The organism is Trichocoleus sp. DQ-U1 (assembly GCF_039961925.1).
Lineage (GTDB): Bacteria > Cyanobacteriota > Cyanobacteriia > Cyanobacteriales > FACHB-T130 > FACHB-T130.
This window is the reverse complement of the sequence record NZ_JAMPKB010000010.1, coordinates 113,076-126,205: the sequence shown is the minus strand read 5'-3', so window position 1 is coordinate 126,205 and position 13,130 is coordinate 113,076. Positions and strand designations below refer to the sequence as shown.

The 13,130-nt window shown below is 46.6% G+C and carries 11 protein-coding genes and 2 pseudogenes; 6 read left to right on the top strand and 7 right to left on the bottom strand.

What is annotated here, in order from left to right:
- Together NDI34_RS06775 and NDI34_RS06770 are read left to right on the top strand one after the other, a co-directional pair.
- Positions 1–96: pseudogene (locus NDI34_RS06775) on the top strand (IS5/IS1182 family transposase); the annotation flags it as partial.
- Positions 97–364: 268 nt separating this feature from the next.
- On the top strand, positions 365–1,165 hold the full coding sequence (locus tag NDI34_RS06770) for a hypothetical protein (RefSeq protein WP_190412316.1): 801 nt from the start codon (positions 365–367) through the stop codon (positions 1,163–1,165).
- A gap of 386 nt (positions 1,166–1,551) precedes the next feature.
- Here NDI34_RS06770 and NDI34_RS06765 read toward each other — a convergent pair whose 3' ends face one another.
- The 4 genes from NDI34_RS06765 to NDI34_RS06750 all read right to left on the bottom strand — a co-directional run bounded on the left by NDI34_RS06765 (position 1,552) and on the right by NDI34_RS06750 (position 5,719).
- A complete protein-coding gene (locus NDI34_RS06765; protein WP_348232227.1) occupies positions 1,552–2,262 on the bottom strand; it encodes a DevA family ABC transporter ATP-binding protein in 711 nt (236 codons plus the stop codon).
- 51 nt (positions 2,263–2,313) lie between these two features.
- Complete coding sequence (devC, locus tag NDI34_RS06760; protein WP_190434370.1) at positions 2,314–3,519, bottom strand: ABC transporter permease DevC; 1,206 nt, start codon at positions 3,517–3,519, stop codon at positions 2,314–2,316.
- Between the two features lie 65 nt (positions 3,520–3,584).
- The gene (locus NDI34_RS06755; protein WP_348232226.1) at positions 3,585–4,901 is read right to left on the bottom strand and encodes an ABC exporter membrane fusion protein; all 1,317 of its coding nucleotides are present in this window, start codon (positions 4,899–4,901) and stop codon (positions 3,585–3,587) included.
- Between the two features lie 77 nt (positions 4,902–4,978).
- Positions 4,979–5,719, bottom strand: coding sequence for a phycocyanobilin:ferredoxin oxidoreductase (locus NDI34_RS06750; protein ID WP_348232225.1), 741 nt, complete (start codon positions 5,717–5,719; stop codon positions 4,979–4,981).
- Between the two features lie 131 nt (positions 5,720–5,850).
- Here NDI34_RS06750 and NDI34_RS06745 point away from each other — a divergent pair, with 131 nt between their 5' ends.
- Positions 5,851–7,269, top strand: coding sequence for a serine/threonine-protein kinase (locus NDI34_RS06745; protein ID WP_190685080.1), 1,419 nt, complete (start codon positions 5,851–5,853; stop codon positions 7,267–7,269).
- Positions 7,270–7,309: 40 nt separating this feature from the next.
- Positions 7,310–7,486, top strand: a complete 177-nt coding sequence (tatA, locus tag NDI34_RS06740; RefSeq protein ID WP_190412322.1) for a twin-arginine translocase TatA/TatE family subunit — start codon at positions 7,310–7,312, stop codon at positions 7,484–7,486.
- Between the two features lie 53 nt (positions 7,487–7,539).
- Here tatA and cphA read toward each other — a convergent pair whose 3' ends face one another.
- The 3 genes from cphA to NDI34_RS06725 all read right to left on the bottom strand — a co-directional run bounded on the left by cphA (position 7,540) and on the right by NDI34_RS06725 (position 11,644).
- Positions 7,540–10,236 (bottom strand): cyanophycin synthetase, encoded by a 2,697-nt coding sequence (gene cphA / locus NDI34_RS06735; RefSeq protein WP_348232224.1) that lies wholly within the window; start codon positions 10,234–10,236, stop codon positions 7,540–7,542.
- Positions 10,237–10,504: 268 nt separating this feature from the next.
- Positions 10,505–11,356, bottom strand: a complete 852-nt coding sequence (locus NDI34_RS06730; RefSeq protein ID WP_190412853.1) for a cyanophycinase — start codon at positions 11,354–11,356, stop codon at positions 10,505–10,507.
- 99 nt (positions 11,357–11,455) lie between these two features.
- The gene (locus tag NDI34_RS06725; protein WP_190429442.1) at positions 11,456–11,644 is read right to left on the bottom strand and encodes a hypothetical protein; all 189 of its coding nucleotides are present in this window, start codon (positions 11,642–11,644) and stop codon (positions 11,456–11,458) included.
- Positions 11,645–11,784: 140 nt separating this feature from the next.
- On the opposite strand from NDI34_RS06725, the pseudogene trmD reads away from it, so the two are divergent.
- Positions 11,785–12,468, top strand: a pseudogene (gene trmD, locus NDI34_RS06720) (tRNA (guanosine(37)-N1)-methyltransferase TrmD); the annotation flags it as partial.
- A gap of 27 nt (positions 12,469–12,495) precedes the next feature.
- Positions 12,496–13,083 (top strand): DUF1517 domain-containing protein, encoded by a 588-nt coding sequence (locus tag NDI34_RS06715; protein ID WP_348232231.1) that lies wholly within the window; start codon positions 12,496–12,498, stop codon positions 13,081–13,083.
- The last annotated feature ends 47 nt before the right edge of the window (positions 13,084–13,130 follow it).

The window sequence follows — 13,130 nt, the reverse complement described above, 5'->3', positions numbered from 1 at the left end:
TTTTCGGGACGCTATCGCAATCGTAGAAAGCGGTTTGGCTTACGCTTCAACTTGATTGCGGGACTGTTGAACTACGAACTGGCACATACTCACTGATTCATGCAGGAGGTCTAGTTCACAACCAACGATGAAAGTCTCTGTAGTTTCGCCTAGTCCGTGCGATCGCGCCGTTGCGCTAACAGCACGTTAAAGTCAGCTCTAATGAAGTGTGATTTGGGTCTAAACTAAGAGTCGAGCCGCTTTCCGAAAAAGGATTTGACAGAATTTCACACTTGATTATTTATCTTTCATACTTTTTACTTTGTAATTTCTGCTTTTTTGGGCATCCTGAAAATAGACATGAATTTTTTTTAGGCTAGCGACTATGTCCACTCCGTTCCTTATTGTAGATTTGCGATTGGCTCAAACCCCTGCCAAGAAGGCTCAACCTAAAGCCCCTGCCAAAAAAACTCAAACCGCCCAACCAGCAGCCGCAGCCGCCAACGCTCAACCCGCGCCCATCTGGATGTACACTTCCGGAGGACTGCTGTTACTTCTCATTGCTGGGGCAGTATTTGTCAAGCTTAAAAAGGATGAGATGGCAAAGAAAGCCAAGATCCAGGATTTTAAAGTCAAAGACCTCCAGAAAAAGTTAAAGTTGGCGCTTGACTCTATTCATAGAATGGAAAGCAATCCTGACTTGGTTAACTCACGCGAATTCAACCTGGATTACCTCAGAATGCGAATGGATGAAGAGGTATTTCACTTTGCCATTGTTAATCAAATTAAAGTCAGAGTAAAAGACTTAATCACTATTGCCCTGCGTCCTACCCAAGCATCGCAAGCATCGGTGGGCATTGCCAGTACAGCGGGACGCCAAGTTGATGAGATTTTTGATGTCATTTATGAGACGGGAGAGGGGACAAAGCGGTCTAAGCGGGTGCTTTTCCGCATTCAAATCAAGTTAATGAAATTACCTACCCAAGCGACTTCTGCTACGATTAGCCAAATTATTGATTGTATTGAAACATTCCTCAGTCCAGCGGAAGACCACGATACTTGGCAACCCACAATTCAGGGTCGTCTTGCAAAACTACAATGGGATCAAAAAGCCAAACCGACACCTTTATTGGTCCTAGAACAATTAAGTGAAGGTGGCAATGTCACTATTCGCACGAAGCGCTAGGATGTTGAGAAATAAGTTCTTTTCCATCAGCAACCAGGGTGGATTCTGCTTAGTTATTCTTTAGTGACATCTTGCTCCGGGCAGTTGAAACCGCACAGCGATAGGAAGCACGCAAACGAAACCTGCCGAGAGCAGGTTACAAAACCCTTGTTTTCGGTTAGTCCGCGCTTTTAGATTTGGAATGCAATCGTCCCAGAATTCTATTCTGAGAGCTTGATGCAAGATATGAGCTTAGTTACAATCATCTCTAAACAAAAGGCTTTCTTGAAGTGTAAATGGAAAATGAAAAGATTGCCTTTTGTAGAATGAGCCATTCGCCAAAAACTATGTAGTGTATAAAGAGAAATCAACCCACTTCAATCGGATTTTTCACTCAGAAATCTGACTTAAGCAGGCGTTTTTTCGGAAATAACTGTATCGCGGACTAGTCGCCCATCTTCCATGTGAATAATTCGGTCAGCAACATCTAAAATACGATTATCGTGAGTTACCATCAAAATCGTACATTCTTGTTCCTTTGCTAATCGCTGCATCAGCTCGACAACATCGCGCCCGGATTTACTATCTAAAGCAGCAGTGGGTTCGTCAGCTAATACTAATTTAGGATGACTCACTAAAGCACGCGCGATCGCTACCCGTTGTTTTTGTCCCCCAGAAAGATTTTCCGGGTAGTAATTTATGCGATCGCCTAACCCCACCGCTTCCAACATCGCGGCTGACCTGGTTGCAGCTTCCTGTGACGGAATATCCCGATGCAGTTCCACCGACATTTGTACATTCTGTCGCGCTGTTAGGCACTTCAGCAAATTGTGAGCTTGAAAAATATAGCCTATGTGCCGCCGTACCTGCACCATTTGGCTTTTAGAAGCTCCAATTAGTTCTTGTCCTAATACTTTCAGGCTACCTTCTTGAGGAGACCTTAAACTGCCCATTAAAGTCAATAATGTAGTTTTTCCTGACCCTGATGGCCCAGTCATGATTGTAATTTCTCCCGGTTGCATTTCCAGATTTATATCAAATAAAATCTGTTTTCTGAGCGAACCTTTGCCAAAGTAATAATTGAGATTTTTAATTGCAACAATCGGTTCTTGCAGCATAATTTTTCAATTTCATTAAAATTAGCAACTAGCTATGTTAAAAAATACCATTTAAAAAATATCAGCGGGGTCGGCAGCTCGGAGCTTACGGACTGCGATCGCACCTGAAATCAAGCACATAAAAATAGTTAAAAGCAACACTACGGTTGCTCGAACAACAGTCATTGCAATCGGCAAATTTGTACCGCCTTTTATAAAAATATAAAGCCCTGACGCTAACGAAAAGCCAGGAATATAACCTAAAACTGATAAAATTAAAGCTTCTTGAAAAACAACAATTAGTAAGTATAAATCCGTATAGCCTATCGCTTTTAACGTAGCATATTCAGCTAGATGATCGGCAACATCAGTGTATAGGATTTGGTAGACAATAACTGTACCAACAACAAATCCCATTAAGGTTCCTAAACCAAAAATGAATCCAATTGATGTACTGGTTTGCCAATATGTCTTTTCAAACTCAATAAATTCTTCATGGGACAAAATTTGTACATCTGTACAGTCTTTATCCATATTTTTTAAGTCTTGGCATTTCGCATCATTCTTCTTTAAATTAAAGGACTCCTTCATATTTTGAATAACTTGACTTACATCCGCACCGGCTTCTAAATTAACCACTCCAATATCAATCAATCCTCTCTGTCGTCTAGGGAACATCCGAAAAAAGTTCAAATCGCTCGTTATCAGATTACCATCGGCTCCAAATGATGCGCCTAGCGTGAATAAGCCTTGTACTTTGACGCGACGGCTTTCTACTTCTGTTTCAACAGTTTTTCCCTGCTTAAACCAATCACCAACTGCCCCAAATTCTGGACGAGACGCTTCATCAAATAAAACAACATCTGGAAGTTTAATTTTATCTCGGTTATTTTTAACTTCGGGTAAATTTAGAATTTCTGCTGCGGGATTAAATCCAATTACCATCAATTGGCGAGTGCGGCGATTTTCTGGATTTTTCCACAAGCCAAAGCCAAGATATACTGGACTGACCGATTCTACTCCGTCAAAGCTGAGAGCTTGATACAGTCGCCGCTGTGGGAAACTTTTCATGGCAATCAAAGCCGTGGACTGGGAACTGACCAAAAAAACGTCCCCCTGCATATTTTCATGCAAGCTTACGGAGCTTTGAAAAAGGGCATCGCGAAACCCTAACTGCACAAACATCAAAATGTCAGCAAAACCAATACCGGCAAGTGCCACCAGCAGCCGCATTTTTTCACGGGTAAGCTGTAACCAGGCTAGAGGAATTTTTGGCATGATTCTACAAAACTTGTTGGCAAGGGGCTAATGGCTAATTGTTCAAAAACCATTAGTAAAGATAGCTAAATATGAATTTTGACGGTGACTTTAGAGTTAGTTAAACCGGCAACGCGGCGGCTGGACTCTGCATTTAGGCGAATTTTTACTTCCACCACTCTGGCATCTACATCTGCGGCTGGATCGGTATTTAAAATATCTTTTTTCCCAATTTGCAAGCCAATTTGATTGACCGTTCCTTTGAGTTCATCGGCAAAAGCATTGCCCTCGCTGTTAATCGTCGCTTGCTGCCCTAACCGCACTTTTCCGATATCACTTTCATAGATTTCTGCGACAGCAACCATCAAATCGGTTTGCCCAATTTCGACGATTCCATTATTACCAATGGTTTCTCCAGGACGGGTATGAACTTTCAAAACTTGACCAGCAACGGGTACGCGGACATAGGCTGATTCCAAGTCGGCTTGCGCTTGTTTGACGGATGCGATCGCGTTCTCAATTTCGGCTTGCGCTGCTTGGACATCGACGGGACGAATTTCCGCAATTTTTTCTAACGTTGCTTTCGCTTCGTTGATTTGCTGTTTTAGAGTGGCGATTGTCTCTTTAGCAGTGGCTTTGGCTTCGTTAATTTGCTGTTCCAGGGTGGCTACTTTCTGGTTAGCAGTGGCTTGAGTTTCGTTGAGTTGCCGAAGTGCCGTTTCTACTTCTAAGCGCTTGGTGTCAAAGAGAGAAGCTCCAACTGCACCTTGTTGATATAGCTGCTCATAGCGCTCAAACTCCTTTTTCGCATTATCCATCTGGGCAGTCAGGCGGGCAATCTTGGCAACAGACGCATTTTTTTCCCCTTGCAGTTCGGCTTCTAAGCGAGCTACCGTCGCCTGTTGAGTGGCAATTCTCCCGCGTAACTCCTCTTGAGTACGAGCGATCGCTGCCTTCTGAGCGGTAATTTCCCCGGTTTGCGCTCCAGCCTTAACTTTATTGAGATCGGCTTGGGCGACTTTGACTTGTTGTTTTGCCTTGTCCAAAGCTGCTTGTAAGCGATCGCGATTGTCGAGAATTGCCACCACTTGACCTTTTGTGACCTTATCTCCCTCACCGACCAAAAGTTGATCCACGCGAGCAGCGCCCTGAACCGACATAGGAGCAGAGAGTTTGATCACTTCCCCTTGCGGTTCCAGACGCCCCAAGGCAGTCACAGCAAGCTTAGGAGGCGTACTCGGCTCTACTGCTGGCACCGGCTGCTGAGCAGCCTCTCGCAAGGCATAGAGGTTGTAAACGGTAACACCGCTGGTTGCTAAAGCACCAGCCACGACAACCGCGATCGCCCACCGCCCTACAGGTTTTACGAATGGTTGATTCTTGGAGCCAGATTCCTGTGCCATAGCCTCTAAGGAAATTATTTTTATTAATTAATCTTAAGAGGTAGGCATCAATCTGGCGAGGGAATCTTACTAGCAGATTAAGCACTCGGTAAGTCAAACAGAACTGTCGTCATATAATGTTCTGCCCACTCCTCGCCAAAAGCTTTTTCTAGCACTCGACGGGTTTTGTCGTTTTGCTGCTGTTGGGTGCAGTAGTTGCGTTGACCCTGCAAAATTTCAGCTTGCTGTTCGGCAGAAACGGGTTTGGCGGCTTTGGCATTAACACAATGAATGTCTAAAAACGCCTCGACGCGAGAGAGAAACTGGGTTTCTTCCTCTGGATTACTGGGTCGAATAAAGATGCAGAATTCTGAAAAGATTGCGCCCCAAGCGGGTAGTTCGCGCGGTTGGGAAAATTGAAGGGCTGGTAGCGCCTGAAGTTCAGCGGTATAGTTTGCCGGTAAGGTGCGGTCGCTGCTTGTAGGAGAAAGATCTGAGATCGCGGCACTAATCTGTCCCCGTCCCCCGACTAAATCGCAGCCAAACATTGGCAGCGCGTATTCTGGACGCGGAAACATCACGCAATGCAAAATATCCAGCATTGTGCCGACTTTTGCCAATTCCAGGTGCATTTTGCGGAACTGCGGCGACTGGTAGCAGCGATTTTCAATCGTTAGCTTTTCCCCCTCTAATCGCCCTTCCACATACCCCAACTCTTCTGGCAGGTGGTAGGGAGAAAGGTCGAGATGGCGGTGCCAAACTGCCTCGATAGTGTCCGCTAAATTGCGAATCAGAGGGTGTTGTTGTTCGCGTAGGGAAGGCTTAGAAGTTTCGAGCATTTTTTTAAAATTTGTTTTCTTTAGCGTACAAGAATCCAGTAATAAAGGCAGGTAGGTTAAGGATATCAGCTTGCCACCCGCGATAACCCAGAGTTATAACAACAGCTAATAGCTAGGGGCAGGCGATAAGTATGAAGGGTGAAGTCTTTGGCGATCGCTACCAAATCGAACAACAGCTTGGAAAACGCGCTGGAAGACGCACACTCCTAGCGCGTGACCAAACAACGCAACAATTAGTAATCATCAAACTATTGACTTTTGGCAGTGATTTTGAGTGGGAGGAGCTTAAGTTATTTGAACGGGAAGCGGAAACTTTAAAATCTTTGACACATCCGGCGATTCCGCGCTACCTGGATTATTTTGAGCTAAATTCACCGAACTACAAAGGATTTGCCCTCGTCCAAACCTACGTGGAAGGGAAATCTCTAGAGGAATATCTCAAAGGAGGACGAACTTTCAGCGAAGCAGATATCAAGCAAATTAGCACTGCAATTCTCGAAATTCTCAACTATTTGCATAGTCGTCAACCTCCAGTTATCCACCGAGATATTAAACCCAGCAATATTTTATTAACCAGCCGTTCTGGTAATAATGTTGGCGGAGTTTATTTAGTTGATTTTGGGGCGGTGCAGACTCTCGCCGCCAGGGAAGGCGGGACAATTACAGTTGTAGGAACTTATGGTTATATGCCGCCAGAACAATTTGGCGGACGTGCAGTTCCCGCATCCGATATTTACAGTCTAGGCGCAACTTTAATTTATCTGGCAACAGGTCAACATCCTGCTGATTTACCTCAAACAGATAACCTGCAAATTAAATTTGAAAAAACTGCCAATCTCAGTCCTGTTTTAATCAATTGGTTAAAGCGGATGACACATCCCAGCTTAAATCGACGCTTGGCTTCTGCTAGTGAAGCACTACAAGCATTAAAACAAGAACATCCAACAGCAGATAGCTTTCCTCTAGTTGTCAAGAAACCAACTGGTAGCAAAATTTCACTGACTAAAAATGCAGATTTTATTAAAATTAGTATCCCTCCGAAGGGACTTACTGCTTCTACGATAGGGTTGTGCTTTTTTGCGATCGCTTGGAATTCATTCATCTTCGTGTGGACAAGCTCTGTCCTATTTGCACCGCTCGGCTTCAACTTGTTTATGGTGTTGTTTTCACTACCCTTTTGGTTTGCTGGCGTGAGTATGAGCTGGCAGATTCTCTTCGCGTTATTTGGACGATCGCAGCTTTATAGCAATCAAAAGCAAATTTCACTGACATGGGAAATATTTGGATTTAAATTCCATCGTCCTCGTCCAGCATTGAGACAGGATATTAACAGGCTGGTATACATCCCGAAACACCATAAAAAAGACTCAGAAGGAAACCGGGTTGATGTTCCAGGCAAAATCATTATTGAGGCAGGATTAAGGCAGTATGAACTTAACGCTGAGAGTGGCGGCATACACGAAGCGGAACTCGAATGGTTAACCCAAGAACTTAGCGAATGGTTGGAAATACCCATTACAAGAGATTATCTTCCTCCAGCCGCTCGATAGTCTCCTATAGTTGATTGTGGATAGTTCGCAGGAAACGGGTATGTTTGGTTTAGGATGGCCTGAAGTGGGAGTAATCGCGATCGCAGCGATTTTAATTTTCGGTCCCAAGAAGATTCCCGAACTGGGAAGTTCGCTGGGTAAGACTTTACGCGGCTTCAAGGACGGAGTAAGGGGCGTGGACGAGGAACCATCAGATGAAAATCAAGACCTCAAATAACGGGTAGGGACACGGCATTGCCGTGTCCCTACAAATACATAACTGATGAGCGTTTAAAGGGTTTGTGCTACAGACGCCTTCAAGCTATTTTGATTTTCTATCGACGGTGCAACCGGCTGATGTCCGTTTTCCCCTTGAGGGCGACGCGCCTCAATTAAGCTAATCGCACGGGTGACGCTTTCTGGCAAAATGACCACCAAACTGCCTTCTGGTGCTTGCCCCAGCGCCGTATTTATGGCGGTCGTCTCATCCAGAATGGTTTCATAGCGGGAATCTGGCTTTTCTTGCTGAATTCCCTGAGAGATTAAGGCAGCTGCCTCACCGCGAGGTCGCCCCCGCGTATCATCATCTTCCTTGATGATGATGCGGTCAAACATATTAGCCGAGAGTATGCCCAGCGTGATGAAATCTTCGTCGCGGCGATCGCCAGGGCCACCCACCACACCAATTCTCTCACCAGGCCAGTTGCGGACAAAACCACCTAACGCCTCATAGCTGGCTGCATTGTGAGCATAATCGATCAGAGCATTATATTTGCCCATCTCGAACATATTCATCCGTCCTGGTGTCTGAGCAGTTGAAGCACGGAACGTATTTAAGCCCTGACGAATTTCCTCAATCTTCACCCCTTCCGCAAAAGCCGCCAAACTCGCCGCTAGCGCGTTGGCAATCTGAAAAGGTGCCCGTGCCCCCATCGTCAGCGGCACATTCACCGCTTGTTCAATCCGTAGTACCCAATCTCCCTTCAAAATCGACAAATAGCCATTTTCATAAGCCGCTGCCAAACCGCCCCGACGGGTATGTTCTCGCACCAGCTCATTTTCTGGATTCATGGTGAAATAAGCTACTTGTCCTTGCACCCGCCGCGCCATCGCTGCTACCAAGGGATCGTCGGCGTTCAGGACGGCATAGCCTTCTGGCATCACCGATTCCACCACGACGCTCTTGAGATGAGCCATATCTTCGATCGTTTCAATATCGCCAATTCCCAGGTGGTCGGCAGCCACGTTTAAGACGACACCCACATCAGAAGCACTGAAGGCTAAACCAGAGCGGAGAATCCCTCCCCGCGCCGTTTCTAGCACCGCTACTTCTACTGTGGGATCTGAAAGAATCAGCTGGGCACTTTGAGGGCCGGTGTTATCCCCCGGTTCCACCATATAATCCCCAATGTAAGTGCCATCGGTGGTAGTGTAGCCAATCGTTTTCCCCGTCTGCTTGAAGATGTGGGCAATTAGACGAGTCGTTGTTGTTTTACCGTTGGTGCCAGTAATGGAAATGATGGGAACGCGAGTGGGCGCTCCAGGCGGAAAGAGCATATCTAGCACTGGGGCAGCCACATTTCGCGGCAAACCCTGGCTGGGACAAACGTGCATCCGGAATCCAGGGGCGGCATTCACCTCAACAATCACCCCATCCATTTCTCGCAAGGGTTTGCTGATATCGGATGTCACCACATCAATTCCAGCAATATCCAACCCGATAATCTTGGCGACTCGTTCGCAAAGCCAGATATTTTCGGGATGGATCTCGTCAGTCCGGTCAACAGCAATCCCGCCAGTGCTGAGGTTGGCGGTTGCCCGCAGATAACAAATCTCTCCGGCAGGTAGCACGGTCTCCAGGGTATACCCCTGCCGTTGCAACAGCGTGAAGGTGGTGCGATCTACTTCAATTTTGGTGAGGATGTTATCGTGCCCTTCACCCCGATGGGGATCGCTATTGGTTAGCTCAATCAATTGCTCGATGCTGGATGTGCCATCTCCTACCACATGGGCGGGGACTCGTTCCGCAACTGCCACCAATTTGCCGTTGACCACCAATACTCGGTGGTCGCTTCCAGTATAGTAGCGTTCAACAATCACCGAGCGAGTTTTAGAAGCACTCTTGGCAGCATCATAGGCTTCTTCTGCTTGTTGGAAGTCGGTGATATTGATAGTAATGCCCCGTCCGTGGTTGCCGTCGAGGGGCTTGAGGACGATTGGGTATCCCCCCACCTCTTGAATGGCGTCTTCAAGTTCGTCCAGGTAGTGAATTACCGTGCCGCGCGGAACCGGCACCCCGGCTTGGCGCAACATTTTTTTGGTGCCTTCTTTGTCGGAGGCAAGTTCGACACCCAAAATGCTAGAGTGGTTGCTCAAAGTCGCCTGCATCCGCTTCTGGTAGACGCCATACCCTATCTGAATCATGGCGCGAACGCTTAAAGGCATCCAGGGAATTCCCCGCGCTTCGGCTTCTTTGACAATGGTTTCGGTGCTGGGACCGAGGGCAGCAGCCCGTGCGAAATCCCTCAGGTCTTTGAGATCCTGTGCTAACTCCTGAGCGGAGTAGGTGCCGGTGTCTACAATACTCTGACAAAGGCGCACGGCGGCTCTGGCGGCATAGCGACCGGCTTGTTCATCGTGGTACTCAATGACCACCTGGTAAATGCCTGGGGTGGCTGTTTCGCGGGTACGACCAAAGCCAGATGGCATCCCAGCGAGTTCCTGGAGTTCTAGGGCAACGTGTTCGATGATGTGTCCCATCATCGTGCCTTCTTTGACTCGGCTCAAGAAACCACCTCGACAGCCAGGGGAACAGAAGTGTTCTTCCAGACTTGGCAGCACCTGGATTAATCCCTCGTAGAAGCCAGGAATCTGATTGGATGGCTTTTCTGCAAGTTCTTCTAAATCTAGGCGCATGACGACCAATTTTTGCCGTCGAATACTCCAGTAGTTGGGACCCCGTAATGTCTGGATTTTTAAAATTCTCATGGCTACTTTTGCGGGTGATTCAGAGGATGTGGGCTGTCGAATCGCGGGTAGGGACGAAGATGCAAGCGATTTCACATCTGCTGCTTTTAAGAGAAAACTTTGCCAGAAAGGCTTCGCCCTTACTGAATCCGCTGCTACTTTAAGCAATTCCCTAGTTTCCAGCTTTAAAAAGTCACTAGACTGTTCTCCACGAACAGTTTTTTGCCAAAAAGGCAATCATGACAAGTTTTAAATTTGGAATTGAAGTACCGCTAGTAATATTCACTCATCAGCCATCGGGTAGCAGGATGACTCGCTGGTGTAAATGGTAGCGATCGCCATAACTAAGAATATGCAACCGTAGATTGAAAATACTAATCGGATCGGTTGCTCCCACTAAAGATTGATTCGTGTGAGATATCTCCCCAGGATCGACGATAGACACGGTGCCTTTGCCGACTACCTGTAAAAGACCATCCGCTTCCACTAAGGCGCAAGTATCTTCGTCAATCCCAATCCCTAATTTGTCTGGATGAGCCGAAATCGCACTAATCAGACGCGCCATGCGATTGCGATTGTGAAAGTGTTGATCTACGATCACATCCGGTAAAATCCCTAACCCTAGCGTCATATCGACTAGGGAACGATTGGGAGACTCGCCGCTACCGCCTCCCGCAATCATATGATGTCCCATCACCGCCGCTCCTGCACTGGTTCCTGCCAGCGTAATCTCTCCCAGTTGCGCGCGGTATCGGACTCTTTCCATAAATGGCGTCTCGCCAAGCAGTCCACAGAGTCGCAGTTGATCGCCTCCAGTCATGAAAACCCCTGTACACTCTTCAATGTACTCCTGCATCAAGGGATCGTAACTCTGCTCCCGTTCGCGGATATCTAACACTTTCACTACTTTCGCACCCATTTCTTGAAAGATGGTGAGGTAGCGATCGCCAATCACCGCAGGTTCTCTGGATGCTGACGGAATAATCGCAATGCAGGCATCAGTCGAGCCAGCACGATTAAAAAAGGTTTGTAATATCTCTCGTCCGTGAACTTTGTCTTCCGCACCGCCGATCACCATGATGGCGGTTTTCGTTGATTGGGGCATCCTCTGTACTAAGGATTGAGGTTCTAACTGCAGCATCATGTTGCTCTTGAGCATAGGGTGATATCGAATACTATCGTTCTGCCAGTTGATAGGAATGCCAATTTATCCTGATGCATGGTTCTTGCTCAACTCCCTCTAACCCCCTTGCTCACCAGGACAATCTCTCTTTTCACGCTTGTCAATCGTCTCAATTTCCTTATCAATCTTTCTGGCAGGCGTTCCATCAACATCACCAAACAATTTAATTGTTTTTCTAGGTTGTTGAGTAACAAACGTTACAGATCGCCCATAGCTTGTCGCTTTTGGGCTTAATCCTATATGCATAATGCCAGATCGAGTCAACTTTTTTTATAAAATATTTAACATTATCTTGCGATTAGGGATACCGGGTAGTGGGTAATCGGTAGGAATTCGTAGGGAATGGGTAAAATCAACCTACTACTTAACTATCACCGACTTCTGCTGTGCGATTTGATATTGTTACTCTTTTTCCAGATTTTTTCTCCTCTCCTCTGAGTTCGGGACTGTTAGGGAAAGCTTTAGCCAAACAGATTGCTTCTGTGCATCTGATCGATCCCCGTAACTTTGCCACCGATAAACACCGCCGCGTGGATGATGAGCCTTACGGCGGCGGAGTAGGGATGTTGATGAAGCCAGAGCCGATATTTGGTGCTGTGGAGTCACTGCCAGTTCTAGCCAGACGTGAGACGATCCTGATGACGCCGCAGGGAGAACCGATGAAGCAACCGCTGTTTCGAGAATTGGCAGCCAATTATGACCAATTAGTAATTATTTGCGGTCATTATGAAGGTGTCGATGAGCGGGTGCTGAATTTGGTGACACGGGAGGTATCTTTAGGGGATTTTGTCTTGACTTGTGGAGAAATCCCGGCGCTGGCACTGCTCAACGGCACCATCCGCCTATTACCGGGAACGGTGGGGAAAAAAGAGTCTTTAAAAGCAGAAAGTTTCGAGGCGGGGTTGTTAGATTATCCTCAATACACCCGTCCTGCTGACTTTCGCGGGTGGAAGGTGCCGGATGTTTTACTATCGGGGAATCATGCGGAGATTGAACGCTGGCGGCGAGACAGACAAATCGAGAGAACGCGCGATCGCCGTCCCGATTTATTTGCTGCTTGGTTGCAAGATTCCAGTTCTAACCAAAAACCAAAAACCATGAATCAGAATGAGCTTGAAAATGATATCGTCACCGTTAGCACACTACAGATAGCGCTAACAGCCCAAGCTGGTACGATTCAATCAAAATTGTCTGAATTAAGTCTTACGGCTAATACTCAAACCCAGGAAGGGTTGATGCAGCTACTACAAGCATCTGTGCAAGCACTGCTAGAAAATTCCGAATGCTGGACTCATCTGTTGGGGAGTTCACAGACAGTTTCTAGTCGGGAGGAAGCTGAAACAGTCTTCAACAAACTTTCGTTACAAGAACGTAGCAAATTTACGGCTGAAACCCTCTCTAACGTAGATGGCAAAGTTACCCAGCAACAAGTTGAACTCGATCCAGATGAAGAACAACCTGCATACATCGTCGTAACATTGCTAATCGGCACGGCTGACGATCAGCCGTTATTTGAAAACCTCAATTCTGCACATACTGTAAAGCTTGCTTTAGAGAAAGTTACAGCCATCAGCCTCGACTATCTAATGGTGTTTGAACTACTCTGGAGTCCTCAGGTAGAAACTGATGCACTTACTCAAGAGGAACTTTTGAGCGAGTACCGTGACCTGGTAGCGATCGCTTAATCTCAAGTTTTACAACTGACTGCTTGCAGGCTAAAAAGCTTAAATTA

Excerpts from the sequence above, each read along its gene's own strand:
- NDI34_RS06770 (WP_190412316.1), top strand. The coding sequence starts at position 365 with ATGTCCACTCCGTTCCTTATTGTAGATTTGCGATTGGCTCAAACCCCT.
- NDI34_RS06765 (WP_348232227.1), bottom strand. The coding sequence starts at position 2,262 with ATGCTGCAAGAACCGATTGTTGCAATTAAAAATCTCAATTATTACTTT.
- devC (WP_190434370.1), bottom strand. The coding sequence starts at position 3,519 with ATGCCAAAAATTCCTCTAGCCTGGTTACAGCTTACCCGTGAAAAAATG.
- NDI34_RS06755 (WP_348232226.1), bottom strand. The coding sequence starts at position 4,901 with ATGGCACAGGAATCTGGCTCCAAGAATCAACCATTCGTAAAACCTGTA.
- NDI34_RS06750 (WP_348232225.1), bottom strand. The coding sequence starts at position 5,719 with ATGCTCGAAACTTCTAAGCCTTCCCTACGCGAACAACAACACCCTCTG.
- NDI34_RS06745 (WP_190685080.1), top strand. The coding sequence starts at position 5,851 with ATGAAGGGTGAAGTCTTTGGCGATCGCTACCAAATCGAACAACAGCTT.
- tatA (WP_190412322.1), top strand. The coding sequence starts at position 7,310 with ATGTTTGGTTTAGGATGGCCTGAAGTGGGAGTAATCGCGATCGCAGCG.
- cphA (WP_348232224.1), bottom strand. The coding sequence starts at position 10,236 with ATGAGAATTTTAAAAATCCAGACATTACGGGGTCCCAACTACTGGAGT.
- NDI34_RS06730 (WP_190412853.1), bottom strand. The coding sequence starts at position 11,356 with ATGCTGCAGTTAGAACCTCAATCCTTAGTACAGAGGATGCCCCAATCA.
- NDI34_RS06725 (WP_190429442.1), bottom strand. The coding sequence starts at position 11,644 with ATGCATATAGGATTAAGCCCAAAAGCGACAAGCTATGGGCGATCTGTA.
- NDI34_RS06715 (WP_348232231.1), top strand. The coding sequence starts at position 12,496 with ATGAATCAGAATGAGCTTGAAAATGATATCGTCACCGTTAGCACACTA.